Source organism: Salipiger pallidus, assembly GCF_014643635.1.
GTDB classification, from domain to species: Bacteria; Pseudomonadota; Alphaproteobacteria; order Rhodobacterales; family Rhodobacteraceae; genus Salipiger; species Salipiger pallidus.
Map to the genome: position 1 here is coordinate 150055 of NZ_BMJV01000004.1, position 25755 is coordinate 175809.

General features: G+C 65.8%; 21 protein-coding genes. 10 read left to right on the forward strand and 11 right to left on the reverse strand.

The features are described from left to right. Positions 1 to 12: 12 nt before the first annotated feature. The 7 genes from IEX41_RS10790 to IEX41_RS10820 form a co-directional block, all read right to left on the reverse strand. Positions 13 to 921: a dihydroneopterin aldolase gene (locus IEX41_RS10790; protein WP_188790262.1), complete on the reverse strand. Its 909-nt coding sequence runs from the start codon at positions 919 to 921 to the stop codon at positions 13 to 15. Positions 922 to 1106: 185 nt separating this feature from the next. Further along, on the reverse strand, positions 1107 to 1739 hold the full coding sequence (locus IEX41_RS10795; protein WP_188790263.1) for a cell wall hydrolase: 633 nt from the start codon (positions 1737 to 1739) through the stop codon (positions 1107 to 1109). A 167-nt stretch (positions 1740 to 1906) separates the two neighbouring features. Beyond that, positions 1907 to 4462 carry a putative PEP-binding protein gene (locus IEX41_RS10800; RefSeq protein ID WP_229673157.1) on the reverse strand — a complete coding sequence of 852 codons (2556 nt, stop codon included), beginning with the start codon at positions 4460 to 4462 and terminating at the stop codon, positions 1907 to 1909. Positions 4463 to 4650: 188 nt separating this feature from the next. After that, positions 4651 to 6723, reverse strand: a complete 2073-nt coding sequence (gene glyS / locus IEX41_RS10805; RefSeq protein ID WP_188790265.1) for a glycine--tRNA ligase subunit beta — start codon at positions 6721 to 6723, stop codon at positions 4651 to 4653. Between the two features lie 111 nt (positions 6724 to 6834). After that, complete coding sequence (locus IEX41_RS10810) at positions 6835 to 7695, reverse strand: DUF1206 domain-containing protein (protein WP_188790266.1); 861 nt, start codon at positions 7693 to 7695, stop codon at positions 6835 to 6837. A gap of 266 nt (positions 7696 to 7961) precedes the next feature. Further along, complete coding sequence (locus tag IEX41_RS10815) at positions 7962 to 8477, reverse strand: DUF6446 family protein (protein ID WP_188790267.1); 516 nt, start codon at positions 8475 to 8477, stop codon at positions 7962 to 7964. Positions 8478 to 8506: 29 nt separating this feature from the next. Further along, the gene (locus IEX41_RS10820) at positions 8507 to 9436 is read right to left on the reverse strand and encodes a glycine--tRNA ligase subunit alpha (RefSeq protein WP_188790268.1); all 930 of its coding nucleotides are present in this window, start codon (positions 9434 to 9436) and stop codon (positions 8507 to 8509) included. Between the two features lie 196 nt (positions 9437 to 9632). Between IEX41_RS10820 and IEX41_RS10825 the strand changes: the two genes are divergently transcribed. The 4 genes from IEX41_RS10825 to IEX41_RS10840 all read left to right on the forward strand — a co-directional run bounded on the left by IEX41_RS10825 (position 9633) and on the right by IEX41_RS10840 (position 14355). Continuing rightward, complete coding sequence (locus tag IEX41_RS10825) at positions 9633 to 11411, forward strand: serine protease (RefSeq protein ID WP_188790269.1); 1779 nt, start codon at positions 9633 to 9635, stop codon at positions 11409 to 11411. Positions 11412 to 11761: 350 nt separating this feature from the next. Further along, on the forward strand, positions 11762 to 12112 hold the full coding sequence (locus tag IEX41_RS10830) for a CidA/LrgA family protein (protein WP_188790270.1): 351 nt from the start codon (positions 11762 to 11764) through the stop codon (positions 12110 to 12112). After that, positions 12105 to 12833, forward strand: coding sequence for an LrgB family protein (locus IEX41_RS10835; protein ID WP_188790271.1), 729 nt, complete (start codon positions 12105 to 12107; stop codon positions 12831 to 12833). Before IEX41_RS10830 ends, IEX41_RS10835 begins: the two co-directional genes overlap by 8 nt. A 136-nt stretch (positions 12834 to 12969) precedes the next feature. Next, positions 12970 to 14355: a GntP family permease gene (locus IEX41_RS10840; protein ID WP_188790272.1), complete on the forward strand. Its 1386-nt coding sequence runs from the start codon at positions 12970 to 12972 to the stop codon at positions 14353 to 14355. A 489-nt stretch (positions 14356 to 14844) separates the two neighbouring features. Here the strand turns inward: IEX41_RS10840 and ilvC are convergent, their stop codons facing one another. Continuing rightward, positions 14845 to 15867, reverse strand: coding sequence for a ketol-acid reductoisomerase (gene ilvC / locus IEX41_RS10845; protein WP_188790273.1), 1023 nt, complete (start codon positions 15865 to 15867; stop codon positions 14845 to 14847). Positions 15868 to 16032: 165 nt separating this feature from the next. On the opposite strand from ilvC, the gene IEX41_RS10850 reads away from it, so the two are divergent. The 6 genes from IEX41_RS10850 to IEX41_RS10875 all read left to right on the forward strand — a co-directional run bounded on the left by IEX41_RS10850 (position 16033) and on the right by IEX41_RS10875 (position 22683). Next, positions 16033 to 16488, forward strand: coding sequence for an Lrp/AsnC family transcriptional regulator (locus IEX41_RS10850; RefSeq protein WP_188790274.1), 456 nt, complete (start codon positions 16033 to 16035; stop codon positions 16486 to 16488). Next, positions 16485 to 16940 (forward strand): Lrp/AsnC family transcriptional regulator, encoded by a 456-nt coding sequence (locus tag IEX41_RS10855; RefSeq protein WP_188790275.1) that lies wholly within the window; start codon positions 16485 to 16487, stop codon positions 16938 to 16940. The genes IEX41_RS10850 and IEX41_RS10855 overlap by 4 nt, the downstream gene beginning before the upstream one ends. 207 nt (positions 16941 to 17147) lie before the next feature. Continuing rightward, on the forward strand, positions 17148 to 18272 hold the full coding sequence (locus tag IEX41_RS10860) for an aminotransferase class V-fold PLP-dependent enzyme (RefSeq protein ID WP_188790276.1): 1125 nt from the start codon (positions 17148 to 17150) through the stop codon (positions 18270 to 18272). A 52-nt stretch (positions 18273 to 18324) separates the two neighbouring features. Further along, the gene (gene speB / locus IEX41_RS10865) at positions 18325 to 19308 is read left to right on the forward strand and encodes an agmatinase (RefSeq protein WP_188790277.1); all 984 of its coding nucleotides are present in this window, start codon (positions 18325 to 18327) and stop codon (positions 19306 to 19308) included. Positions 19309 to 19435: 127 nt separating this feature from the next. After that, complete coding sequence (locus tag IEX41_RS10870) at positions 19436 to 20578, forward strand: CaiB/BaiF CoA transferase family protein (RefSeq protein ID WP_188790278.1); 1143 nt, start codon at positions 19436 to 19438, stop codon at positions 20576 to 20578. Positions 20579 to 20643: 65 nt separating this feature from the next. Then, entirely contained in the window at positions 20644 to 22683 is a 2040-nt protein-coding gene (locus IEX41_RS10875; protein WP_188790279.1) for an ASKHA domain-containing protein, read from the forward strand. 79 nt (positions 22684 to 22762) lie between these two features. Here IEX41_RS10875 and IEX41_RS10880 read toward each other — a convergent pair whose 3' ends face one another. Genes IEX41_RS10880 through IEX41_RS10890 form a run of 3 tightly spaced genes read right to left on the reverse strand, consistent with a single transcriptional unit; the run spans position 22763 to position 25653 of the window. Beyond that, the gene (locus IEX41_RS10880; RefSeq protein WP_188790280.1) at positions 22763 to 23887 is read right to left on the reverse strand and encodes a saccharopine dehydrogenase family protein; all 1125 of its coding nucleotides are present in this window, start codon (positions 23885 to 23887) and stop codon (positions 22763 to 22765) included. Continuing rightward, the gene (locus IEX41_RS10885; protein ID WP_188790281.1) at positions 23884 to 24939 is read right to left on the reverse strand and encodes a saccharopine dehydrogenase; all 1056 of its coding nucleotides are present in this window, start codon (positions 24937 to 24939) and stop codon (positions 23884 to 23886) included. Before IEX41_RS10885 ends, IEX41_RS10880 begins: the two co-directional genes overlap by 4 nt. 60 nt (positions 24940 to 24999) lie before the next feature. Beyond that, entirely contained in the window at positions 25000 to 25653 is a 654-nt protein-coding gene (locus IEX41_RS10890; RefSeq protein ID WP_188790282.1) for a histidine phosphatase family protein, read from the reverse strand. Positions 25654 to 25755 lie beyond the last annotated feature (102 nt).

The following is a 25755-nucleotide window of genomic DNA, read 5'->3' on the forward strand; positions in this document are numbered from 1 at the left end:
TCGGCGGGCGGCTCAGAGCCCGAGCGCGCGGGCGGGGACCGGCGGGGTTTCGGGCAGATCCGCGCCGATGACCACAAGCTCACGCGCTTCGAGATGACCCGCAAGCCATGCGGCGAGAGCGACGGAATCGCGCGGCTGCGTCTCGGGGCCCTGCGCCGCGTCGAGAACGATCTTGGACGGCGACCAGATGCAGATCTGGCCGTTCTTCATGGCCCAGTCGAGCTCGGTGCGGGTGGCCACCACCTTGCAGCGCGGATCGCGGGCCGCCAGGATCCAGCCGTTCTGTTCGATGGCCAGAAGATCCACCCTGCGCTGGGCCAGGGGATGCCCGGCGCGGGGACGTTCAAGATCCGGCAAGCCGGTGCACAGGATCAGCGGCGCATCCTTTGACAGCGTTTCGATCCACTCGGTCAGCCGTTCCGAGGCAATGGCGGAGTTCGACACATAGGCGACCCGGGGATGGGGGCGTTCCTGCGCCATTTCCTGCAGATGCTCGCCGAAATCGCGGCGGGTGCGGACGATCTCGACCCCGAGCGCGCCGGGCCCACGGTCGAGCTTTTCAATCCGCACAAAGGTGCGCATGGCCTGCGGTTCGAGAAGGATGCGTTCGGCGATGCGCTCGGCCAGCGTCTCAAGCAGGTTGACCCGCTCGGCGGCGAGCTCGGTAGTGATCGCTTCGGTCACGCGGTCGTAGCTGAGGATGCGGTCCACGTCGTCATCGAGCGGCCCGCCAGAGGGGGTGACCTCGACCACCACGTCAAACCGGATCCGCTGGGTGTGCCCACGTTCGGCCTGAAAGGCACCGATCTCGACCTCGCGCACGTGGTCGCGCAGTGAAATTCGGTCGCGGGGGGCTTCGCCTTCGGTGGAAATGGCGCGCTCGGACGGATGCGCGAAGGCTAGGCGGATTTCATCGGCCATCTTTGGCTCTCCCGGATCTTTGCGGCGCTCGGCCGTCCCGGGGCCAAATCTCTTGTTAAGAGATTTGCAAAAGTTCTCAGGAAAACTTTTCGCCCGGGGCCGACCTTGGCCCTCGGGGCGGGTTTAGCGCAGGTTGCGCGGTTGCGCGAGGGCCGGAACAGGCGTTTCCGGCCCCGCAAGCGGCATCAGTTGCTGCCGATCTGGTATCCGGCGCTGTAGAAGTAGTGATGGCCAATCGACGCGGTCTTGGCGAACTTGCGCGACCAGTACGGGTTGACCGCCTTGGTGTGGTAGAAGGTGGCACCGTTGGTCAGGGCACGTGGGGCTCCCGATAGCATGGCCTTGGCCACTTTCGACACGTCGTCCCAGGCACGTGGTTCGCCCACATGCTCGGGAATGCCGTCGCAGGTGTAGGAAAACTGGCAGGCGTGCTTGCGCCCGGTGCCCTGGTTGACCACGCCGCAGACCGAATTCGGGAACTTTGGCGAGTCCACACGGTTGAGTATGACTTCCGCCACGGCGAACTGGCCCTTGAGGCTTTCGCCGCGGGCTTCGAAATAGAGCGCCTCGGCAAGACACTCGAACTGGGCGCCGCCAGAGGCCTTGGGCTGGCTAGACAGCCAGTCGTGATCATAGGTGAGCCCGCGCACGGCAGCGCTGGCGGGCACGATCAGCCCATTGAGATGGCCGCGGGCAGCAGATTTCAGCCCACGTTGTTCCATGTTCACCAGGCGGCGGATATTGTCTTGTTTGACTTCGGCAGCAGCAGGCAGGGCCACGCAGAGCGCAGCCACCGCGAAAGCGATGGTCTTGATCATCTGTCCCTCATTAACGTCCCGAGAAAGCGGCACCCCAAAGCCGCTCAAAACTTGGGCGTCTCTAATAAAATTGGATCTAATGGTCCAGCAAAGGGAAAAATCGTTGGCGAAAATCAGCCCAAGGCTACGCTTAACCTAGCCGATGTGGTGGGACTCGCGCTGCGAAACTACTTTATCTTGTCCGCTATTGCGAGTTGCGCCGCAGCGAGCCGGGCCACCGGAACGCGGAACGGAGAACAGCTTACATAGTCGATTCCGGCTGTTCTGCAGAAGGCAATCGAATCAGGGTCGCCCCCATGCTCGCCGCAGATCGACAGCATGATACCGCCGTTGCCCTGACGTCCACGCTCCACCCCGATGCGCACCAGTTCTCCAACGCCCTCTGCATCGAGCCTGTGGAACGGGTCCTCGGCGAAAACCCCTTGCTGAACGTAATGGGACATGAAACGCCCCGCGTCGTCGCGTGACAGGCCATAGGTCATCTGCGTGAGGTCGTTGGTGCCAAAGCTCAGGAAATGCGCATGCTGGGCGATTTCGTGCGCCCTGAGGCAGGCTCGCGGTGTTTCTACCATGACCCCCAGCGAGTAGTCGAAGTCCCGCCCGCGTTCATTGCGGACCGCCGCCGCTACCGCATCGATGCGGGTGCGCAGCAGTTCTACCTCCCGGCAGGCGGATACGAGCGGCAGCATGATCTCGGGGACCACCGGTGCGCCGTCGTGGGAGGCCTCGATCGTCGCCTCGAAGATGGCGCGGGCCTGCATGTCGTAAATCTCGGGCACCGCGATCCCGAGACGCACGCCGCGCATGCCCAGCATCGGGTTGTATTCGCCCATGCTTTCCACCCGGCGGGTGACATCGGACACCGGCAGATCCAGCGCCTCGGCCAGCTCGCGCATGCCGCTGCGGTCGCTGGGCAGGAATTCGTGCAGGGGCGGGTCGAACAGGCGGATGCAGACGGGCATGCCTTCCATGATGCGGAAGAGCTCGGTGAAATCGGCTCGCTGCATGGGCAGCAGACGGGCCAGAGCCGCCTCGCGGTCCTTGGAGCTGTCGGCGAAGATCATCTCGCGCATGGGCGTGATGCGTTCCGCATCGAAGAACATGTGTTCGGTGCGGCACAGGCCAATGCCCTGCGCCGCGAAATTGCGTGCGGTCAGCGCGTCGGCGGGCGTGTCGGCATTGGCCCGGATGCCGATGTCGCGTTCCTCGTCGGCCCAGGACATCAGGGTCTGGAAACTGTCGTCCAGCACCGCCTCGATCATCTTGGGCGATCCGGCCAGAACCTGTCCGGAGGTGCCGTCCACGGTGATCACGTCGCCTTCGCCAAAGCGGCGGCCATCCTCGGCCACCAGCTGATGCTGCTGCGTCTTGAAGCCCATGCCCACGGCGCCCACCACGCAGGGCAGGCCAAGGCCGCGTCCGATCACCGCCGCGTGGCTGGTCATGCCACCCCGTTCGGTCAGCACGGCGACAGCGCAATGCATGCCGCGCACGTCCTCGGGCGACGTTTCGCGGCGCACGAGGATGCACGGCTCGCCCCGCGCGGCGCTGGCCTGCGCCTCGGACGAGGAAAATACGATGCGCCCGGTCGCGGCCCCCGGGGAGGCGGCGACACCGCGGCCGATGAGGTCGCGCTCGGCCTCCGGGTCCACCTGACGGTGCAGCAGTTCCGACAGGCCGCGCGGTTCTACCCGCATCACCGCCTCGGGGCGCGAGATGATGCCATCCTCGGCCAGCCGCACGGCAATGCGCAGCGCCGCGCGCGAGCTGCGTTTCACCCGTACGCCATCAAGGATGTGGACATTGCCGTTCTCGATGGTGAATTCGATCTGCATCTCGGCGCGCAGCTTGAGGCGCATGAATGCGGCGTATTGCTTGAGGCGTTCGAAAGCATCCGGCGCGAGCTCTTCCAGCGACGGCCCGCGCGGGTCCCGCTCGAGAAAGATCGACCCGGCCCCGCCGCGCAGCGCCTCGCGACCCTGGCTCTGGCGCAGGTAGCGGCCTGTCACCTGGGGCAGGCCCGTGTCGGAATTGGCCAGTTGCAGCACGCCCGAGCCGCATTCCCCGATCCCCAGACCCAGTGCCATTTCCTGCACGATGAGGCCCAGCCCCGCATCCACCGGGGCGCCCTTGGCCTGACGCAGCAGCCGCGCGGTGGTGCCCTCCCACGCGCGGGCCATGGAGCGTAACACCTCGGCCAGCTGGCGGGCGGGATCCTGGGGGAAGGGTTCCTCGGCTTCTTCCTCGTAGGCGCTGAGCGCCTCGCTGAGGCCTTGCTGGCCGGTCGCCTCGATCTCTTCGAAAACGTCGGGATCAAGCCGGGCCACGTGGATCGCGAAGGACACCACGAAACGCTGGTACAGCGCCGAGGCGGCATCGGCGCCGATCCGGTCCGACAGGTCCACGTAGGCCGCGTCATTCATGCCGATGTTGAGCACCGAGCCCGGGCCGCCCCAATCGGGATCCTCGGATGACGGGCGCACGCACAGCAGGGCACCGGGCCGGAAATGGTCGAGGATACGCTCCATGTTGGGCATGCTGCCATGGGCGATGCGGTGCACGGTGTCGAAATCAATGGCCACGGTGCGCGGCACGGGCAGGTCGAGCCGCACAAGCCGCTGAAGACACTTCGCCCGCCCACCGTGGGTGGGGTTGGCGATGGGTGCCGAGGGCGTGATCAACGTCACGCCGGGGTCCTGGTCCTGTCGGAGCGTGTCGGGCACGGGCTGAATCCTGAGCTTTCCGCACTGCAGCATAGCCTGGAAAAGGCTTGCTGCAATATCACCTTTGGTTTCGAACGTGACGTTAACCGTCGGCAAGGTCAGGGGCAAACGCGCGATAGGGGCAAAGCGACACTTTCATGTCGCTTTGCAACCTGTGATAATTCTGCGCGTTTTCAGATCTACCTGTATTAGCCGTCGAGGCGTGTCAGGTCCGCAACCTGCAGGCAAGTGTTGCGGATGCGTGACAACAGATTGAGCCGGTTGCGGCGGACGATCTGGTTGTCGGAATTGACCTGTACCGCTTCGAAGAAGGCGTCGATCGGCGCGCGCAGGCTGGCCATGGCCGCCATTGCCCCGGCGAAATCATTGGCCTGCATGGCGGGCTTGATCCGGCCATCCGCATGATCCAGCGCCTTGAACAGCGCGCGTTCCTCGTCGGTCTCCGAGAACTTTACATCGGCGCCGAAGCTGTATTCCACGCCGTCCTTCTCTTCGGCCTGCGCGAGGATGTTGTTGGCCCGCTTGAAGCCCTGCACGAGGTTCGCGCCATCCTCGGTGCCAAGCGCATCGCTCAGCGCCTTGGCACGGGCCTCGACCAGCGCGAGGTTGTCGTTTCCATCCATTGCCAGCACCGCGTCGATCACGTCATGGCGCACGCCTTCGCCCTTCAGGTGGACCTTGAGGCGGTCGTGGAAGAAGGACAGCAGGTCATCCACAGGAGCCTCGTCGCCGTGGGCCTTGAAAGCCTTGGCAAAAGCGTCCGTGAGGGGCAGGGCAAGGCCATTCACCAGAACCAGCCGGATCACCCCGAGCGCGGCGCGGCGCAGGGCGTAGGGGTCCTTGGAGCCTGTGGGCTTTTCGTCGATGGCCCAGAAGCCCGCAAGCGTGTCGAGCTTGTCCGCAAGCGCCACGGCAACCGAGACCGGCGCGGTGGGCACGTCGTCGGACGGGCCGAGGGGAGAATAGTGTTCCTGCGCTGCGGCGGCCACCTCGGTGGGCAGACCAGCGGCGTCGGCGTAATAGCGGCCCATGAGGCCCTGAAGTTCAGGGAACTCGTAGACCATTTCCGACGACAGGTCGGCCTTGGCGACGCGCGCGGCTTTATCGGCAAGGTCCGCTTCGGCACCGACCATGGGCGCGAGTTCGCGGGAGAGGGCCGCGATGCGCTCGATCCGGTCCTTCTGGCTCCCCAGCTTGTTGTGGAAGGTCACGTTGGATAGCCGGTCGGTCCAGGCTTCGAGCCCTTGGGTCTTGGCAACGCGCAGGTCGTTCTCCCAGAAGAACTTGGCGTCCGACAGACGGGCCGACAGCACCTTGTTGTTACCCGCAAGGATGGTCGCGCCGTCATCGGCGGCTTCCACATTTGCAACCGTCACAAAGCCTTCGATCCGCCCAGTGGCTGGATTCTTGACCGAAAAGAACTTCTGGTGCTCTTTCATCGAAGTTTGAAGGACCTCCGGTGGCAACCCAAGGAAATCCTCGCCGATCTGCCCCATGAGCACCACAGGCCATTCCACGAGGCCCGCAACCTCGGCCAGAAGGCCGCGATCCTCGACCACTTCGAGCCCAGCGGCGAAGGCGGCGTTGGTGGCGTCGTGCCATATGGTGGCTTCGCGCTCCTCGGCGGACAGAACCACCTTGGCGCGCTTCAGCTTGGCGGCGTAATCGTCGAAGCTGGTGACCTCGAAGGCGTCGCTGCCCATGAAGCGGTGCCCGCGCGTGGTGCGCCCGGCGACGATCCCGTCGATATCAAGCGGCACCACGTCCGAGCCGCCTTCATCGCTCAGCAGGCAGATGATGCTGTGCAGCGGACGTACCCAGCGCAGCGAGCCTGCGCCCCAGCGCATGGACTTGGGCCACGGGAAGGTGCGGACGGCGTTTTCCAGCACCTCTGCCACGATCTCGGCGGCGGGGCGGCCCGGCTTTTCGATGACCGCGAAAAGGACGGTGCCCTTCTTGTCGGTGCGTTCCTCGCATTGCTCGCGGGTGACGCCAGCGCCGCGCAGGAAGCCTTCGATCGCCTTCTCGGGCGCATCGACCTTGGGGCCGCGGCGTTCTTCGCGGGTGGGGGCGGAGGCGGCCAGCAGGCCCTCGACAGTCAGCGTCAGGCGGCGCGGGGTCGAGAACGCCCCGGCGGAGGCGTAGGTCAGGCCCGCCTCGACCAGCCCGTCGGTGACCAGCTTCTTGAGATCCGCGCTGGCGCGGCCCTGCATCCGGGCAGGGATTTCCTCGGAGAAAAGTTCGATCAGGAGGTTGGGCATCGTCTCACCACTGCAAATGGCCGCCCATATGGCGGCCTTGGGTTTCGCGTGGTGGATAACGGCAAGAGCGGGCGGGGTAAAGCGCTTACCCCGCCCGCTTTCAAGCTGAGATCAGGCGGTGGCCTCTTGCAGCTTGCCCTCAGCCTTGAGCTTGGCACGGCGGGCAAAGGTCATCACGTCGTCGCCGGCACGGCGCGGGACGATGCGGTAGGCGGCTTCGACGAAGTTCTCGATACCGAAGGCAATGAGACCGGCGGCAACAGCGCCCATCAGCACACGCCCATAGGCAACCGAGCGGATTTCCGACAGCGCGGTGCCGACACCGCCCGCCTCGGAGGGATCGCTGGTCATGCCGGCGTAGAAGATCAGCACGCCGATCACGCCGACGACGATGCCCTGTGCCACGAGACCGGCTTTCAGCACCGGTTCGAGCTTGCGGGCAAGGTCGGTGACGCGGATGTCTTCCTTGTACTTTTCGGCAATGCCCTTGTGAGCATAGTAGATCCCGGCCCCGATCACCACGATGCCAAGCGCCATCACGAGGTACGGCCCCCAAGGCATGGACATGAGCTTTTGTGTCGCGCTCTTCGCGCCGCCTTCACCGCCCGAACCGCCGCCCATGGCGGTTGTCGCCACCGAGACGCCGATACCGCCATGAATGATGCCTGTGATGGCCTGACCTGCGCGGGCGGCAAGTCCCTTGGCATCGCTGCCTTCGCATTCAAGGTCCATCCATGCGTCGATGAGACGCCAGATCATGTAACCGAACATGCCGATGGCGATGGCCCACATGAGCGCGACGCCCCAGGACTTGTCACGAAGCGAGGCGAGCGCGTCGGTGGTGCCCTGCGCCTGTCCCCCATAGATTGCAGCCGAAAGCGCGAGGCCCCCGACAATGATGTAAACTGCGCCGCGGGCGGAATAGCCTGCGCGCATGACGGGCACGACCCAGGCGGGGGCTCTGTCTGACATGGCATTCTCTCCTCTGCCGAGGAGTGGCCAATCACTCCCCTGTTACAAGGGAGAAGCCGCGAACCCGTACGCGGGTTCCATGCGAAATGCTGCGCTCGAGGATCATATATAATGAAAGGGTTCAGAGACTGTGAAGACAGGTCGGCCGATGCGCGCCTTGGCGCGCTCTTCGATGGGCCGCAGGCCCGCTGCGGCCCAGCCCGGCTTTGCCACGACATGGGCGCGAAACTACATGGGCCGGGCTTGGTGCTCCCGGGAGCCCCGGCTCAGTCGCGGGGCGGGCAATCCTCGCCCAGCGGGGTGCCGTCATACGCCTTGTCGCCGCAATCGTTGATCTCTTCCCAGATCCAGCCACGGCCATCCTCGGCGATGGCGACGACGCGGTCGATGCCATACTCGATGTTGCGCTGCGCGGCGTAGACATGCGCCTCGCCGGTCTCGACCAGCAGTCCCACCGCCTCGGCGTCGAAGCAGTCGAACCAGAACGGAGCGTTGCGCGGCACGGCGCCCTCGTAGCGCTCGTAGACCTCGTCAAGCTCCTGCGGGCGGGCAGGGGTCTCAAAGCAGGCGCGGTAGCGGATGGGGGAGCTGTCGGCGTCAATGCCCTCGAATTCGCTGTAGACGAGATGTTCGGGCGCTTCGCCCGAAAGGGGGGTCAGAAAGACCTGGCCCGCGTCATCCTCAACCGCTTCGTAGAAGTGGAAGACCTGGAAATAGTAGACCACCGCGCCGAATATCAGCGCGACCGCGATGATGGCCGAGGCCAGGATCTTGCCGCTCATGCCGGTGGCTCCCTTTGTCTGCCGGGAGGTCAGGCGGCCCAGCCGCCCGCCTCGGTCTGCACGAAGGCGTCAGCGCAGGCCTTGGCCAGCGTGCGCACCCGCCCGATGTAGGCCTGCCGTTCGGTGACCGAGATCACGCCGCGCGCATCCAGCAGGTTGAACAGGTGCGATGCCTTGATCGCCTGGTCATAGGCCGGGTGGGCCATGACGATGCGCTTGCCGGTCTTGGGGTCCGTCTCGGGGGCCGCGAGGATGCGGCCGCATTCGGCCTCGGCGTCCTCGAAATGCTTGAGCAGGGTGTCCGTGTCCGCCACGTCGAAGTTCCAGCGCGAATATTCCTCTTCCGTCTGGCGGAAGATATCGCCGTAGGTCAACGGCTGCGGGCTGGAGGGATCGTTGAACGGCATCTCCATGACATGATCGATGCCAAGCACGTACATCGCCAGCCGTTCGAGACCATAGGTCAACTCGCCCGAGACGGGGGCGCAATCATGGCCGCCGACCTGCTGGAAATAGGTAAACTGAGACACTTCCATGCCATCGCACCACACCTCCCAGCCAAGACCCCAAGCGCCAAGCGTCGGGCTTTCCCAGTCATCCTCGACGAAGCGCACGTCGTGCATGGACATGTCGATGCCGATGGCCTCGAGCGAGCCGAGGTAGAGTGCCTGCAGATCGGGCGGCGACGGTTTGATCAGTACCTGGAACTGGTAGTAGTGCTGCAGCCGGTTCGGGTTCTCCCCGTAGCGGCCATCGGTCGGGCGGCGCGACGGCTGCACATAGGCGGCGGCCCAGGGGTTTGACCCCAGCGCGCGCAGCGTGGTGGCCGGGTGGAAGGTGCCGGCGCCCACTTCCATGTCGTAGGGTTGCAGAACCGCGCAGCCCTTGGATGCCCAGTAGGTCTGAAGGCGCAGGATGATTTCCTGAAAACTGCGCGGCTTCGTGCTGGTGTCGATCATCCTGGGGGGCCCCGTCTCTTGGTCTGCGGCTTGGTCCGCACATTGGTCTGTCTGCGTATGGGGCACTGATTATGCGCCACAGATGCGGGGGTCAATTGCCGCCCGGGTCAAAAGTGATGTGACGGGTCTCATGGGTCTGCTACAAAAACCTGAACACAAGAACACGATTTGAGGGCCGGAAGGGCAAATTACGGGTATGTTGAAACGCATTCTTATGGCGGGAGCGGCTGTCGTCGCCCTTTCCACTGCCAGCGCCGCGCAGGCGCAGGACCAGGTCTATATCCAGATCGAGGCACAGCCGAGTCTGTCGCAGGCGGAAAACGCGCTGCGCGGTTACAGCGGCGCGCTGGACAACGTGAACGGCTTTTCGCTGGGCGCGGGCTGGTACGGTATCGCGCTTGGCCCCTACAGCCCCGAGGACGCGGGCGCGCTGCTGCGCCAGCTGCGGGGCGCGGGGCTGATTCCGCGCGACAGCTATCTTGCCGCTTCGACCGAATACCGTGACCAGTTCTGGCCGGTGGGCGCAGGCATCGGCGCGCCTCAACCCGTAGAATCCGCCCCCGAGACCCAGCCCACCCCGCAGGTGCAGCCCGAGCAGCCGCAGGAGCCGGCCGTCATCGCCGAGCCGGAGCCCGAGCCCCAGCCGCCCGTCATCGACGAGACCCCGGCACAGGCCCGCGCGTCCGAAGCGCAGCTGACCCGTGGCCAGCGCGAAATGCTACAGGTCGCCATGCAATGGTCCGGCCATTACAATGCGGCCATCGACGGGGCCTTCGGGCGCGGCACACGCGGCGCCATGGCTGCATGGCAGCGCGACAATGGCTACGAGGCCACCGGCGTGCTGACGACCATGCAGCGCGATGACCTGCTGGGCCAATACAATGCGGTGCTCGAAGGTCTGGACATGCAGCTGGTGCAGGACAGCCGGGCGGGCATCGAGATCGAACTTCCCTTGGGCGCCGTCGCCTTCGACCGCTACGAGGCGCCGTTTGCCATCTTTGAGCCCACCGGCGACATGCAGGCCAGCGCGCTGCTGATCAGCCAGCCCGGGGACCGCCGGGCGCTTGGCGGTCTTTACGAGATCATGCAGACGCTTGAGATCGTGCCGCTCGAAGGCCCGCGCGAACGGCGCGGCAACGGCTTTACCCTCACCGGAGCCAACGAGAGCATCGTCAGCCACACCGAGGTGTCGCTGGTGGACGGCGCGCTCAAGGGCTGGACGCTGGTCTGGCCCGCCGGTGACGAAGGGCGGCGGGAGCGGGTGCTTGCGCTGATGCAGGCGTCGTTCATCCCGACGCCCGGGGTGCTCGATCCGGCGCAGATCACCGATGCGGGGCAGTCGGTGGACCTTGTCTCGGGCATGGAGATCCGCAAGCCCAAGCGCAACGTCGCGGGCTTCTTCGTTGACTGGTCGGGAAAGGTTCTGACCTCGGCAGAGGCGGTGGCCTCCTGCGGGCGCATCACGCTGGACGAGGTGTACGAGGCCAGCGTGTCGGCCAGTGACGACGCGCTTGGCGTGGCGGTGCTGACCCCGGCGACCGCGCTGTCGCCGCGTGCCGTGGCCGCGTTCCGGTCGGACGTGCCGCGCCTCAACTCCGAGGTGGCGGTCGCAGGCTACCCGTTCGGAGGCGTGCTGACCGCTCCGACGCTGACCTACGGCTCGCTCGAGGACACTCGCGGGCTGGGCGGTGAACAGGAATTGTCGCGCCTTGCGCTTGCGGCGCAGTCCGGGGATGCAGGCGGGCCGGTGTTTGACGCCGGCGGCGCTGTGCTGGGCATGATGCTGCCCAGCCCCTCGGGCGATCAGCAGCTGCCGCAGGGCGTGTCCTTTGCCGCTGATGCCAGCGCGTTGCAGACTTTCCTGTCGGGGGCAGGCGTGCAGGGCGCCTCGACCAGCGGCGAGGCCGCCATCGCGCCCGAGGATCTGGCCGCCGAGGCCACCGGGATGACCGTCAAGGTGTCGTGCTGGGAGTGATCCGGCGGATCGCCGCCCACCTTTGATGGGTCACGGCCCCGGACGCTGCCACGTCCGGGGCCGTTCTTTTGAGCGGCCTGCGGCGGTGCCCCTTAGTGCGGGTCAGCGGCACCAGCCGGGTGTGCCGCGTGCGGCGGGCCATGTTTGACATACGCACCGCCGATAGTGTCGTACCCGGGACAGGCAGGTCATGGGTTCAGAGCGGCCGATGCATTGAGTGGCAGCGGGGCGCGTATCGCCTGTTTGAGAGAGCTGGACGCGTGCCTGCGGCTTGTAACCCAACGCCGCGCCGGTGTTAAAAAAGCCCAATCCTCCGGCGACCCCGGCACGACCACAGGAAAGGACGGTACATGCCCGGCTACCTCACGCTTATCTTCCTCTGCCAGCTCGTCGGAGAGCTGTTCGTCGGCGCCCTTGCGCTGCCCATCCCGGGGCCGGTGGTGGGCATGGTGGTGATGTTCCTCTACCTGCTGGTGCGCGGCCACGTGCCCGATGGACTTGGTCGCACGGCACAGGGGCTGCTGGGGGCCATGTCGCTTCTCTTCGTGCCGGCGGGGGCAGGGGTCATGCTGCATTTCCACCTGCTGGGCGAGGCGGCGGTGCCGCTGAGCCTCGGGGTCATCGTAAGCACGCTGGCGACCATGGCGGTAACGGCGCTGCTGATGAAGTGGCTTGTCGGAAAGGGTCAGGCGCATGGATGAAAGCCTTCAGAATCTTGCCGAAACGTGGGTTTACCTGTCGGCAAGCCCGCTGTTCCACCTGACCCTGACCATGGTCGCCTTCCAGATCGCGGCGTGGGTCTTTCAGAAGGCCGGGCGCAATCCGCTACTGAATCCGGTGATGATCGCCGTAGTGATCGTGGTCACCGTGCTGGTGCTCACAGGCACCAGCTATGCCACCTATTTCGAGGGCGCGCAGTTCGTCCACTTCCTGCTGGGCCCGGCCACTGTTGCGCTGGCGATCCCGCTCTACCGGCAGTGGCACGTGGTGCGCCGGTCGGCGCTTGCGATCCTCGTGAGTCTCACCTGCGGGTCGGTCACCGCGATCGTCACGGCGGTGGGGACGGCGTGGCTCGCGGGCGGCAGCCCAGAGATCCTTGCCACCATCGCCCCGAAATCGGTGACTGCGCCAGTGGCCATGGCGATCACCGACGAAATCGGCGGTCTGCCGTCGCTCACCGCGGTGCTGGTCATTCTTACAGGCATCTTCGGCGCAATGTTCGGCACGCATCTTCTGAACCTCTGCGGGGTGAAGGACTGGTCCGCCCGGGGCCTTGCCATGGGCACCGCCTGCCACGGCATCGGCACAGCGCGCGCGCTTCAGGTGCACGAGACGGCAGGGGCATTTTCCGGCCTTGCCATGGGGCTCAATGCGCTGGCCACCGCGATCCTGTTGCCGATCCTTTGGGGGCTGGTGTTCTGAAGGCACGTTCAGGCGCTTCCGGGCGAGACCGCCTTGGGAAAAACGGTTTCATGACAGCTTTGTGAGTGTACTGGCTGTTAATCCGGTAAAGGCTAACTCAACCCGCGGATATACATGGTGGAGGAGAGCAGAAACCATGGGACTATTTGGGATCATCCTGTCGCTGGTGCTGCTGATGTACTTGGCATACCGAGGCATCAACGTTCTGATCCTTGCGCCGCTGCTGGCGTCGCTGGCGGTGTTGCTGTCTGGGGGGCTGCCGGTCCTCGCGACTTACACGCAGATCTTCATGGACAGCCTTGGCGGCTATATCATCACCTATTTCCCGCTGTTCCTGCTGGGGGCGATTTTTGGCAAGGTCATGGCCGACGGCGGCGCGGCGCGGACCATCGCGGAACGCATCGTCGACTGGGTGGGACCGGGGCAGGCGATCCTTGCAGTGGTGCTGGCCTGCGGCGTGCTGACCTTCGGTGGCGTGTCACTGTTCGTGGTGGCCTTTGCCATCTATCCCATTGCCAACGCGCTGTTCCGCAGGGCGGACGTCCCCAAGCGCCTGCTGCCCGCGGCCATCGCGCTGGGGTCTTTCACCTTCACCATGACCGCCTTCCCGGGCACTCCGGCGATCCAGAATGCCATCCCGATCCCGTTCTTCGGCACCAACGTCTTTGCCGCGCCGGTGCTGGGCACGCTTGCCGGGGTGATCATGCTGGGGGGCGGCACGCTCTGGCTCAACCGGCGCCGCGCATCGGCGCAAGGCAAAGGGGAGGGCTACGGCACCCATGAAGAGACCGGCGCCGACAGCACGCTTCCCGCCGACGCCAAACTGCCAAGCTTTGCGGTCGCCATCGCGCCGGTCATCACGGTGATCGCGCTCAACGCTCTTTTCACCTACGTGCTGATCCCGATGATGTCCGCCGATTACCTGGCGGACCCCGAATACGGCGAAACCACGCTGTCCTCGGTGGCGGGGATCTGGGCCATCATCGTGTCGCTCACCCTGTCCATCGTGCTCGCCATCGCGCTCAACTGGTCGCGGTTCAAGGACCTGCTCGAGACGGTCAACACCGGGACCATGGGCTCGCTGCTGCCGGTGTTCAACACCGCGTCCGAGGTGGGCTACGGCGCGGTCATCGCCTCGCTGCCCGCCTTCGGGCTGATCCGCGACGCGGTGCTGGGGCTGTTCCCTGACAATCCCGTGGCCTCTCTCGCGGTGGCGGTCAACGTGCTGGCTGGGATCACCGGATCGGCCTCGGGGGGCATGTCCATCGCGCTCAACGCTCTGGGCGACCAGTTCGCGCAGATGGGGCAGGAGCAGGGGGTTAGCATGGGCCTCATGCACCGGGTTACCGCTCTGGCCTCGGGTGGCTTTGATGCTCTGCCGCACAATGGCGCGGTCATCACCCTGCTGGCGATCACCGGCATGACCCACAAGAAAAGCTACTCCGACATCTTCGTCGTGGCGGTTTGCATTCCCGTGCTGGCGACGATCCTCGTGATTGTCCTCGGGTCGCTCGGGCTCTGAGAAAACACCCTTCACGGAGTCTCGCCGGAGCGGTAGGGCGGAGGGGGCATCCCCTCCGCCTGTTTCGTTTAAGGCTGGGTTAGGTAGAGAGTGAGCGGTTTGTCATCCGGCCTGAGCTGCAATGCCCTAAGAAGCCCTGGAGGAGGGGGTGCGTTTGCCCTTGGGAAGAGGGAGGGCGAACCGCGGTACGGAGACCTCGTATGTGCATGCCACTTGGAGCTTTTGACCTGTTCCCTGCGCTGCTTCCCGAGGGCCTCGCGACCCATCAAGTTGTCTGCATAAAGGGCACGCAGAGATCGTCCGTCTGGGCCGCGCGCGAGGACAAGTGGTGAACCATGGCGCTGCAGATCGACCGGATGATCCGCTTTGCCCAGGGGGCCCCGGCCTGATCTGCCGGAAATGGAAACGGCGCGGATGGTCTCCCACCTGCGCCGCAAATTCCTTGAAGGAATTTGGCACGCCCCGGAGGGCGCGCCGTGATCCGGAAGATCAGTTCTTGGACTTGTCGACCATCTTGCCGGCCGAGATCCAAGGCATCATGCCGCGAAGCTTTTCGCCGGTGGCTTCGATCATGTGCTCGTCGTTGGCGCGGCGCGAGGCCTTGAGCGTCGGCTGGCCCACGGCGTTCTCGAGCATGAAGTCGCGCACGAACTTGCCCTGCTGGATGTCGGTCAGGACGTCCTTCATGGCTTTCTTGGTCTGCTCGTAGGGCAGGATGCGCGGGCCGGTGACATACTGGCCGAACTCTGCGGTGTTCGAGATCGAGTAATCCATGTTGGCGATGCCGCCTTCATAGATCAGGTCGACGATCAGCTTCACTTCGTGCAGGCACTCGAAGTAAGCCATCTCCGGCGCGTAGCCGGCTTCCACCAGGGTCTCAAAGCCGCAACGGATCAGCTCGACGAGGCCGCCGCAAAGAACCGCCTGCTCACCGAAGAGGTCGGTTTCGCATTCTTCGCGGAAGTTGGTTTCGATGATGCCCGAACGGCCGCCACCGATGGCGGAGCAGTAGGACAGGCCGATTTCAAGCGCCTTGCCGGTGGCATCCTGATGAACAGCCACGAGGCAGGGCACGCCGCCGCCCTTGGTGTATTCACCGCGCACGGTGTGGCCCGGGCCCTTGGGTGCCATCATGATGACGTCGATGCCTTCGGGTGCTTCGATCAGGCCGAAGTGAACGTTCAGGCCGTGGGCAAAGGCGATGGCCGAGCCGGGCTTGAGGTTGTCACGCACGTGCTTTTTGTAGGTCTCTGCCTGAAGTTCGTCGGGCATGGTGAACATGATGACATCGCACCATGCGGCGGCTTCGGCGATGCCCATGACCTGCAGGCCTTCGGCTTCGCATTTCTTGGCCGAGGGCGAGCCGTCGCGCAGGGCGATGGCGACGTTCTTTGCACCGCTGTCGCGCAGGTTCAGGGCGTGAGCGTGACCCTGGCTGCCGTAGCCGAGGATCGCGACCTTCTTGTCCTTGATCAGGTTGATGTCGCAATCGCGGTCGTAATAAACGCGCATGTTGTCGTCCTTCCTTGGCTCGTTTGTTGCGCAAAATCGAGGCTGCGCAGCTTGTTTGTGAGGCGCTTTATAGATGGGGCGTTGCGGATAGCGATTGCGTTCTTCTTGATTATTTCGACAGATGATGAAAAGTCATTCTCGTTATTCTTATTTTTCGGTGATTTCATGCTGGATGACACGGATCGGCGCATACTGCGCCAGTACCAAGCCGACCCGGAGACCCCGATGGCCGATCTTGCAGAGCGGGCAGGGGTCACACCCTCGACGCTGGCGCGCCGCCTCGCGGTGCTGCGTGAGGACGGGGTGCTGCGCGGCGTGCGCGGGGTGATCGACTGGGCGGTGCTGGGCTATTCCATCGAGGTGATGCTGCGGGTGACGCTGGACAAAACCGAACCGCGTGCCTTCGACGAGTTCCTTGCCGAGGCCCGGCTGGTGCCCGAGGTGACCGAGATCCAGACCTTCCTCGGCACGGTGGACCTGCGGCTTGCGGTGATCGCGCGGGATCTGTCCGATTACCAGAGGCTCTACCGCGAGCGGCTGCTGGTGCTGCCGCACATGTCCGACATTGAGGCGCTGATGCATGTCAGCCTGGTGAAGTCAGATGAGACGGTGCCGCTGTGATCGAGCTTGATGATATCGACCGGGCCTTGGTGCGCGCCCTTGCAACCGATGCCACCGCCAGCGCCGGGGCGCTGGGACGGCAATTTGGCCTGTCGCAGCCCGCCTGCTGGCGGCGCATCCAGCGGCTGCGCAATGCGGGCGTGTTTCGGGGCGCGCGGCTTGATCTCGATCTTGAACGGCTTGGGTTCGGCGTGACTGTCTTCCTTGGCATCAAGCTGGCGACCAAAGGACGGGTGAGTCTCGAGGATTTCGAAAGAGCTGTGCGAGCGATCCCCGAGGTGCAGGTGGTGGACCACGTGCTGGGTGCCTTCGATTATCGGCTGAGGGTGGTCGCGCGCGATCTGCCGGATTTCGAACGGGTGCTGCGGCGGCGGATCATGACGCTGCCGTCGGTGGGCAATGTCGAGGCCAATGTCATGCTGAGCGAAGAACGCAGGCCCGGCCCGCTGTGAGCGGCGGTGAGCGGCGCTCGCCTGCGGCAGTCGCCCCGCCCGCCGTCCCTGTTCGCTGAGGCGGCCTCAATCCCGCATGTTCCGCCCGGTCCGGCAGGCTGAGGTGCGGGCGGCGGGAGGGGGCGCCACCGTCACGTGCGACGTCGAGCCTTTCACCTGCGCGCCCGCTGCGGTAGCCATGGCGCAAAGCCAAAAAGGAGCATGCCCATGCCGCTGCGCGATGATGTTGACCCCAACGGTCTTGATGAATTCTCGGTGGTCTTCACCGACCGATCCCTCAACCACATGTCCGGCGCTTTTCAGGAAGTGATGCGTGACATCTCGTCGATGCTGCGCGAGGTCTACGGTGCCGATGGCGTGGCGCTGGTGCCCGGCGGCGGCACCTTCGGCATGGAGGCTGTCGCCCGCCAGTTCGGGCAGGGCGCGAAGGCCGTGGTGGTGCGCAACGGCTGGTTCTCGTTCCGCTGGAGCCAGATCTTCGAAGCTGGCGGTTTTGGCAGCGATGTCACGGTGATGAAGGCACGCCAGACCGCCAACACCGTCACCGCGCCCTTCGCCCCTGCGCCCATCGAGGAGGTGGTCGAGACCATTCGCCGCGAAGAGCCGCAGATCGTCTTCGCGCCCCACGTGGAAACCTCGGCAGGCGTGATCCTGCCCGACGACTACATCACCGCGCTTGCGGCAGCGGCGCATGAGGTGGGCGCGCTCATGGTGCTCGATTGCATCGCCTCGGGCTGTGCCTGGGTCGACATGAAGGCAACCGGGGTGGATGTGCTGATTTCGGCACCGCAAAAGGGGTGGTCCGCGACCCCTTGCGCGGGGCTGGTAATGATGTCCGAGCGGGCGCTGGCGCGGCTCGACGAGACCACGTCGGACAGCTTTGCCATGGATCTGAAGAAATGGCGCGACATCATGACGGCTTACGAGGCGGGCGGCCATGCCTATCACGCCACCATGCCCACGGACGGGCTGCGCATGTTCCGCGATGCCATGGTCGAGACCAAGGACATGGGCTTTGCCGCCGCGAAGGATGCGCAGTTCGAGCTGGGCGCCAAGGTGCGGGCGCTGCTGGCGTCGAAGGGCGTCGCTTCGGTCGCGGCCGAGGGCTTTGCCGCGCCGGGCGTGGTGGTGAGCTACACTGACGATCCGGAGGTGAAGTCGGGCAAGGCCTTTGCGGCCAAGGGCACGCAGATCGCCTCGGGCGTGCCGCTGCAGGTGGACGAGCCGGCGGGCTTCTCGACCTTCCGGCTGGGGCTCTTCGGTCTCGACAAGCTCAAGGACGTAGACGGCACCGTGGCCCGGCTTGAAAAGGTGCTGCGCGAGGTGCTTTGATGCCAGCGGGCCGCCCCATCGGGCGGCCCGTTTCACGACAGGAGGGCGCGACATGGCGCATGGATATCAGGGCGGGCGGCTGGACTTGCCCTTCACCGGCATCTGCACCTTTGCGAAAAAGCCGTACGTGGCCGACTGGGATGCCATCGAGGCAGACGCGGCCATCCTCGGCGCGCCCTTCGATGCGGGCACCCAGTGGCGGGCGGGGGCGCGGTTCGGGCCGCGCAGTGTGCGCGAGGCGTCGACGCTGTTCTCCTTTGGTCACGCGGGGGCCTATGACCACGAGGATGATGTCACCTACCTTGGGGAGGATGTGCGCATCGTCGACATGGGCGATGCGGATATCATCCACACGGACACACTGAAGAGCCACGCCAACATCCGCGCCGGGGTCGAGGCCGCGCTCAAGGCGGGGGCCCTGCCGGTGGTGATCGGGGGTGACCATTCGGTCAACATCCCCTGCATCGAGGCCTACGAGGGCCACGCGCCGTTCCATGTGCTGCAGATCGACGCGCATCTCGATTTCGTGGACGAGCGCCACGGGGTGACGCGGGGCCACGGCAACCCCATGCGCCGTGCCGCCGAAAAGCCCTGGGTGAGCGGGCTCACGCAGGTGGGCATCCGCAACGTGTCCTCCACCGCCCGCGAAGGCTACGAGGCCGCGCGGGAGATGGGATCGGACATCCTGTCGGTGCGGCAGGCAAGGGCGCTCGGGCCGCAGGGAGTGGCCGCGCGGCTGCCCAAGGGGGTGCCGGTTTATATCACGCTGGATATCGACGCCTTCTGCCCGTCGATCGCGCCGGGGACGGGGACGCCGAGCCACGGCGGGTTCCTCTACTATGACGTGCTCGAGCTGTTGCAGGCGGTGGCGCGGGACCATCCGGTGGTGGGGATCGACCTCGTGGAGGTGGCGCCCGATTACGATCCCACAGGATCGACGGCGATTCTCGCGGCGCAGGTGTTGATGAACCTGCTGGGGTGCGTCTTCCATGCCCGCAGCATTGGCGGGTTGGGCGGGAACTTCGCGTATTTTTAAAGAGAAGAAGCACAGGGCGGCGCAAGGATGTCACAGCTTGGCGCAGGCGGAATCCAGCGCTTGCGCGGTGGCGGGCTTCGGGTGAGCCTGTAGGAGAGCAGACACCGACATAAGGAGCCAAAGGCCCATGTCGCTACCCCTTGCAGGCGTGACCATTCTTGATTTCAGCCGGATCCTGTCCGGACCCTATGCCACCGTGATCCTTGTGGACATGGGCGCCTCGGTCATCAAGATCGAACGCCCCGGCCGCGGTGACGGCGCGCGCGGGATGCCTCCGCTCAAGGATGGCAAGAGCGGCTACTTTGCCGCCGTGAACCGGGGCAAGCGGTCCATCGCGCTGGATTTTACGAACCCGGACGACCGGGCGCTGCTGGACCGGATGCTGGCGCGTGCCGACGTGGTGGTGGAGAACTTCCGCCCGGGCGTCATGGCGCGGCACGGGCTGGACTGGGACACGCTCTCGGCGCGCGATCCTGCGCTGATCTACGCCTCGGTGAGCGGCTACGGCCAGACCGGCCCCGATGCGCACCGGCCTGCCTATGATGCCATCGTGCAGGCGCGCGGCGGGCTCATGGCGATGACCGGGCCATCGCGGGCGCCGCTCCGGGCGGGCAGTTCGGTGGCTGATCTATCGGGGGGCATGTTCCTTGCCCATGGCATTCTCGCGGCGCTCTTCGACCGGCAGCGGACGGGCAGGGGGCGGCGCATCGACGTGGGCCTTCTGGACGCGCAGGTGGCGCTGATGGAGCAGGCAGTGACCCAATGCGCCATCGGCCCCGCGCCGCAGCCATCGGGTTCGCGCCACCCGGCCATTGCGCCATCCGAGGCGGTGGAAGCGTCGGACGGGCCGTTCGTCATTACTGCCGGGACCGATGCGCAGTTCGAGCGGCTGTGCATGTGTCTGGAACTACCACTGGCGGATGATCCACGCTTTGTCGACAACGCCGCGCGACTGCAGCATGCCCGCCTGCTCAAGCGGCTGATCGAGGCGGTGACGCTGGGCCATCCGCGCACCCACTGGCTGGCGCGGCTGACGGCTGCCGGGGTGCCTTGTGCGCCGATCCAGAGCATGGAGCAGGTGATGAAGGACCCACAGCTGGCGGCGCGCAACATGATCGTCGACGTGCTCGACCGTTATGGCCGGGCGACCTTCAAGGCGGCGGGCAACCCGATCAAGATCTCCGGGATGGAGGACAAGCCGGCCCGCCCGGCAGCACCGGAGCTTGACGGCAACCGAGCCGATATCCTGCGCTGGCTGGACGCGGACTAGTTTATCGGGTTTCGCTTTCCGACAGGGAGCCTATGTTGCGGCCAAGCAGCAAGACAGGTGTCGTCATGAGCAAGGATCCCCTCGTCGTCTTCACGCCCTCGGGCAAGCGCGGCCGTTTCCCGGTGGGAACGCCGGTGCTCACCGCCGCGCGCCAGCTTGGGGTTGATCTTGATTCCGTCTGCGGCGGGCGCGGGATCTGTTCCAAGTGCCAGGTCGCGCCAGGTTTTGGCGATTTTTCCAAGCATGGCATCCACTCGGACCCGTCGGCGCTGTCCGAATGGACCACCGTTGAGCAGGCCTACCACGACAAACGCGGTCTGAAGCCGGGGCGGCGGATGAGCTGCCAGGCGCAAATCCTGGGCGATCTGCTTGTGGACGTGCCTGAGACCTCGCAGGTGCACCGGCAGGTGGTGCGCAAGGCCGCCAGCGCCAGGGTGATCGAGATGGATCCGGCCACGCGGCTTTACTATATCGAGGTGACCGAGCCCGACATGCACGAGCCGACCGGCGATCTGGAGCGGGTGCGCCGGGCGTTGAAGGAGCAGTGGGGCATCGAAGGCGCGACCATCGGGCTGCCGCTCCTGACCCGCCTGCAGACCGTGCTGCGCAAGGGGGGCTGGAAGGTCACCGTGGCGCTGCACAAGCGCGCCGCCGAGGCCGAGCCGCAGATCACCGCCGTCTGGCCGGGCCTGCACGAGACCGGCATCTTCGGGCTGGCCATCGACCTTGGGTCTACCACAGTGGCGGCGCACCTGACGAACCTCGACACCGGCGAGGTGGTGGCCTCGAGCGGCATCATGAACCCGCAGATCCGCTTTGGCGAAGACCTCATGAGCCGGGTGTCCTACGCCATGATGAACCCCGGCGGCGATGCCGAGATGACGGCGGCAGTGCGCGAGGCGATTTCGACCCTTGTTTCGGAAATTGCCGAAGAGGCGAAGATCGACCCGGCGCAGATCCTCGAGACGGTGTTCGTATGCAACCCGGTGATGCATCACCTGCTGCTGGGCATCGACCCGGTGGAACTGGGGCAGGCGCCCTTCGCGCTGGCGACCTCGTCGGCGATGGAGCTTGATGCGGCCACGCTGGGGCTGACCACGCTGCCCGCATCTTCCCAGGTCTACATCCTGCCCTGCATCGCCGGCCACGTGGGCGCCGACTGCGCCGCCGTGGCCCTGTCCGAAGAGCCGGGCAAGTCCGAGGACATGGTGCTGATCGTCGACGTGGGCACCAACGCCGAGATCCTGCTGGGCGACACCAGCCGGGTGCTTGCCTGTTCCTCGCCCACCGGGCCGGCCTTCGAGGGGGCGCAGATCAGTTCCGGGCAGCGGGCGGCGCCCGGCGCCATCGAGGCGATCCGCATCGACCCCGAAACGAAGGAGCCGCGCTTTCGCATCATCGGGTCCAAGTTCTGGTCCGACGAGCCGGGCTTTGCCAAGGCGGTGGCACGCACCGGGATCACCGGCATCTGCGGATCCGGCATAATCGAAGCGGTGGCCGAGATGCGCATCGCCGGGGTGCTCGACCCCAAGGGGCTTATCGGGTCCGCCGAGCAGACCGGCAGCGCCCGCTGCATCGCCGACGGGCGCACCCATTCCTACGTGATCCATGACGGCACCGCCGATGGCGGGCCGCTCATCACCGTGACGCAGGGCGACATCCGGGCGATCCAGCTGGCCAAGTCGGCGCTTTACGCGGGCGCGCGGCTGCTGATGGACGAGCGCGGCGTGGACAAGGTGGACCGGGTGGTGCTGGCCGGGGCCTTCGGCGCGCATATCTCGCCGCTGCACGCCATGGTGCTGGGCATGATCCCTGATGTGCCGCTGGACAAGGTGACCTCGGCGGGCAACACGGCGGGGACGGGGGCGCGCATCGCCCTGTGCAACCTTGCCGCCCGCCGCCAGATCGAGGCCGAGGTGCACCGGATCACCAAGGTCGAGACGGCGATCGAACCGCGCTTCCAAGAGCATTTCGTCGCCGCCAATGCGATCCCGCACGCCTCCGACCCGTTCCCGGAACTGCGCGGGCAGGTGACCCTGCCCGAGGTCAGCTTCAACACCGGCGGTGGCGGCGACAGCGGACGCCGCAGGCGGCGCCGGGGCTGAGGGCGCAGCGACAATCAGGACAAAAAAACCGGGGCCCGCGTGGCCCCGGTTTCATTTCGTCCCGCGATGGGCCGATGGCTTACGCCTGGTCCACCAGCATCAGGCGCTGCGCCAGCACCTGCACCTGGTCCATGAAACGGCCCACCAGCTTTTCGTCCGAGGGGGCGGCATGGACGCCGGGCGCGATCTCGCGGTTCAGGACCGCTTCGATGGCCATGGAAACCGGCACGGACACGAGGCGGCCCATGGCGTTGCCACGCTCGTCCCCCCAGGCGTCCATCACCCAGGTCTTGTGCCAGACGGTTTCGCCGTCCTCTTCGGCCTTCAGCGAGACGCACAGCACCACGCGGTCGGGCTCGCCCGGCTCGTAGCGGTTCTTTTCCAGAAGCTCGGCGGCAAGGGCGTTCAGCTCGTCGTCACTGGCGGTTTCCACCGTGGCGAAGACGTCCTTCCAGGCCTCGGACCAGCCGTTCAGGCGCAGGGTGCCACGGACGAAGTCCTTGACCTTCCAATCCTTCTCGAAATGGTACTGCTCCATGAAGGGCAGGCTGTCGCGGTTGGGGTAGACCTCGAAGGTCTCGGGCGGATCAAGCGGCGCGTCAAAGCGGCCAAGCGCATCCCACGGGCGCGACACGTCCAGTTCCGAAAACTGCCGGATCGACTTCGACGGGGATTTCAGCGCCTTCAGAACGCCTACTGGCGCCCAGGAGAACTTGTAGCGGAAGGCGTTGGCCTCTTTCGGCACGCCGCCGCAATAGCTGAGGAAGCTCAGCACGTTGTCCTTGTCGAAGGCAGGCGAGGCCTTGTAGGCGCGCACCAGATCATGGGCCATCAGGTGGTCGATGCCCGGATCGAGACCGATCTCGTTGACCAGCGCCACGCCCGCGGCCTTGGCCTTGGCGTCAAGCGCACGCATTCCCGGTGCGATGTAGCTCGAGGAGACGAAATGCGCGCCCTTGTCGATGGCAAGCTCGGCCAGCTGCACGTGCCAGTCGGCGGGCAGCATGGACACGATCACGTCACCGGCCTGCACCTTTTCGGCCAGCGCCTCGGGGGTGAAGGCCTCGATGGCGACATCCAGATCGCCCACCGCGTCGCGGGCCTTTTCCACGGTGCGGTTCCACACCGTCACCTCGTGGCCCGCTTCGATGAGGCGCCGCAGACCCGGCACCGAGGAAAGTCCTGTTCCGCACCAATGGATCATGCGTCAGCCTCCGGTTTGTATTTCAGGTAGGTGGCCCGGGCACGGCCCCAGACGCCGCGCTCGAGATCGCCGAGCTGCTTGAGCCATGGCAGAAGCTGATCCGAGAAATCCTCGGAGCTTTCCAGTGGCAGCAGCGATGGCAGGTTGTCGATGGCCATCACGTCGAGGGGCGGCGCATCGTGGACGCGCAGCACCGGCGCATCCCAGGTGGTGGTGTGGTTGTAGACCTTGATCGGCGAGTAATCACTCTCGGGATCGCAGGCGATGTCACCGATGACCCGCAGGCGGCGCGGCTCTTCGGGGGCGGTCTCGTGCACGAAGACCGGCGTGCCCGGGCGCGCGAGAATGCAGTTGAGGAAAAGGCCGTGGTCGGTCACCTCGGGGAAGGGGCCGCCGTGGGCGGTTTCCGCGATATCCCACTGGGTGACGCCGACGCCCATCTTTTCGCACAGGTCCGTGGCACCGTGGCCCACACGGCCAAGCGCGCCGATGACCAGAGCCTCGGGCAGAGGCTTGCCCTCGAGAGCACTGCGCAGGGCGGCTTCCATCGCGGGCACGTCGTGCCATTCGGACACCGGCGCACAGATGTCGCCGTCTTCCTGCGCCGCCCATGCGAACAGCGACACGGCGGCACCGGCGTAGCCCGCCCAGTAGCCGAAGGCCGCGACCCGGCGGCCGTCACCGTCCACGAGGTACTCGAGATCAAGCAGCATGCCGCCACCGGCAGCGAAGCGCTTCAGCAGCTTCTGACCGGCGGGCTGGCCCTTGTAGGCGTGGCCGAACATGATGTGCTTGTGGACCAGCGGCGTGCCGTCGTCGGGCAGCTCTTTGAGGCCGAAGATCAGCGCATCGCGCGGCGCATCGGGCCAGCTGCCCTCGGGGGCGATCTTTGCCCCGGCCGCGGCGTAGCCGTCGATGGGAATGATGCGCGAGGTGCTTTCCTCGACCGTCACGGTCATGCCGCGCGCGATAAGCGCCTTCACGCCCTCGGGCGTGATACCGACGCGATCCTCGTTGGGGCGGGGCTCTGACCTGACCCAGAGATGTGTCATCCTCTCTTCTCCGTTTCGTCTGTGGCGCCCGGCGGAGGAGCCGGGGGCCGGAGGGCGCACTCAGATGTGAGTGCGGGCATGGGTGCGGCCCGACACCTCGAGGTGCGGGACCGCGTTGAACTGCGTCAGCACGAGGCCCGAGGGCAGCGGCTGGAAGCGATGGACCGAGGTGTTTTCGATGGCGATGCAGGCATGTGCCAGCGCGCCCATCCCGAGGCCCATGGTCGCCCGCATGGCAAAGCCGATGAGTCCCCCCGATGTTACCACGAGCGCGCGGCCTTCGCCTGCGGCGATCTCGTGCAGCACCTCGGACACCCGCGCCTCGAAATGGGCGAATGGTTCGGGGGCGCCATCAAGCTGGTCTTCGGCCCATGCGGTGAACATCAGCGGCATGTGACGCACGAACTCTTCGCGGCCCTCGGGCAGGGCAACGCCGTGCTGTGCCTCGAAAAGCTGGGCCATGGTGAAGTATTCAAGCTCGTTGAGCCGCTCATCGAACGTCGGTTCGAGATCGGTGCCGAGCGCCTCGAAGGTCTCGCGGTGACGCCGCAGCGTGCCGCAATAGGCGCGGGCAAAGCGGTCCCCGGTGGCATCGAGATGTGCGCCGAGCCAGCGCGCCTGTTGCCAGCCCAGCTCGCTGAGCCGGTCATAGCTGATCTCGTCGCGGGCGCTGGAATTGGCCTGTCCGTGGCGGACAAGCGTGACATGTGCCATGGGGAACCTCCCTTTCACCGCGGGTCATAGGCCCCGTGTCCACGAAAGAAAAGCCGCGCCTGAGGGGGCGCGGCGGAATGATGCAGGGCAAGTGTGATTTTG

Bases quoted from the DNA above. Each gene is read 5' to 3' on its own strand.
- IEX41_RS10790 (WP_188790262.1), bottom strand. From the start codon at position 921: ATGGCCGATGAAATCCGCCTAGCCTTCGCGCATCCGTCCGAGCGCGCC.
- IEX41_RS10795 (WP_188790263.1), bottom strand. From the start codon at position 1,739: ATGATCAAGACCATCGCTTTCGCGGTGGCTGCGCTCTGCGTGGCCCTG.
- glyS (WP_188790265.1), bottom strand. From the start codon at position 6,723: ATGCCCAACCTCCTGATCGAACTTTTCTCCGAGGAAATCCCTGCCCGG.
- IEX41_RS10810 (WP_188790266.1), bottom strand. From the start codon at position 7,695: ATGTCAGACAGAGCCCCCGCCTGGGTCGTGCCCGTCATGCGCGCAGGC.
- IEX41_RS10815 (WP_188790267.1), bottom strand. From the start codon at position 8,477: ATGAGCGGCAAGATCCTGGCCTCGGCCATCATCGCGGTCGCGCTGATA.
- IEX41_RS10820 (WP_188790268.1), bottom strand. From the start codon at position 9,436: ATGATCGACACCAGCACGAAGCCGCGCAGTTTTCAGGAAATCATCCTG.
- IEX41_RS10825 (WP_188790269.1), top strand. From the start codon at position 9,633: ATGTTGAAACGCATTCTTATGGCGGGAGCGGCTGTCGTCGCCCTTTCC.
- IEX41_RS10830 (WP_188790270.1), top strand. From the start codon at position 11,762: ATGCCCGGCTACCTCACGCTTATCTTCCTCTGCCAGCTCGTCGGAGAG.
- IEX41_RS10835 (WP_188790271.1), top strand. From the start codon at position 12,105: ATGGATGAAAGCCTTCAGAATCTTGCCGAAACGTGGGTTTACCTGTCG.
- IEX41_RS10840 (WP_188790272.1), top strand. From the start codon at position 12,970: ATGGGACTATTTGGGATCATCCTGTCGCTGGTGCTGCTGATGTACTTG.
- ilvC (WP_188790273.1), bottom strand. From the start codon at position 15,867: ATGCGCGTTTATTACGACCGCGATTGCGACATCAACCTGATCAAGGAC.
- IEX41_RS10850 (WP_188790274.1), top strand. From the start codon at position 16,033: ATGCTGGATGACACGGATCGGCGCATACTGCGCCAGTACCAAGCCGAC.
- IEX41_RS10860 (WP_188790276.1), top strand. From the start codon at position 17,148: ATGCCGCTGCGCGATGATGTTGACCCCAACGGTCTTGATGAATTCTCG.
- speB (WP_188790277.1), top strand. From the start codon at position 18,325: ATGGCGCATGGATATCAGGGCGGGCGGCTGGACTTGCCCTTCACCGGC.
- IEX41_RS10870 (WP_188790278.1), top strand. From the start codon at position 19,436: ATGTCGCTACCCCTTGCAGGCGTGACCATTCTTGATTTCAGCCGGATC.
- IEX41_RS10875 (WP_188790279.1), top strand. From the start codon at position 20,644: ATGAGCAAGGATCCCCTCGTCGTCTTCACGCCCTCGGGCAAGCGCGGC.
- IEX41_RS10880 (WP_188790280.1), bottom strand. From the start codon at position 23,887: ATGATCCATTGGTGCGGAACAGGACTTTCCTCGGTGCCGGGTCTGCGG.
- IEX41_RS10885 (WP_188790281.1), bottom strand. From the start codon at position 24,939: ATGACACATCTCTGGGTCAGGTCAGAGCCCCGCCCCAACGAGGATCGC.
- IEX41_RS10890 (WP_188790282.1), bottom strand. From the start codon at position 25,653: ATGGCACATGTCACGCTTGTCCGCCACGGACAGGCCAATTCCAGCGCC.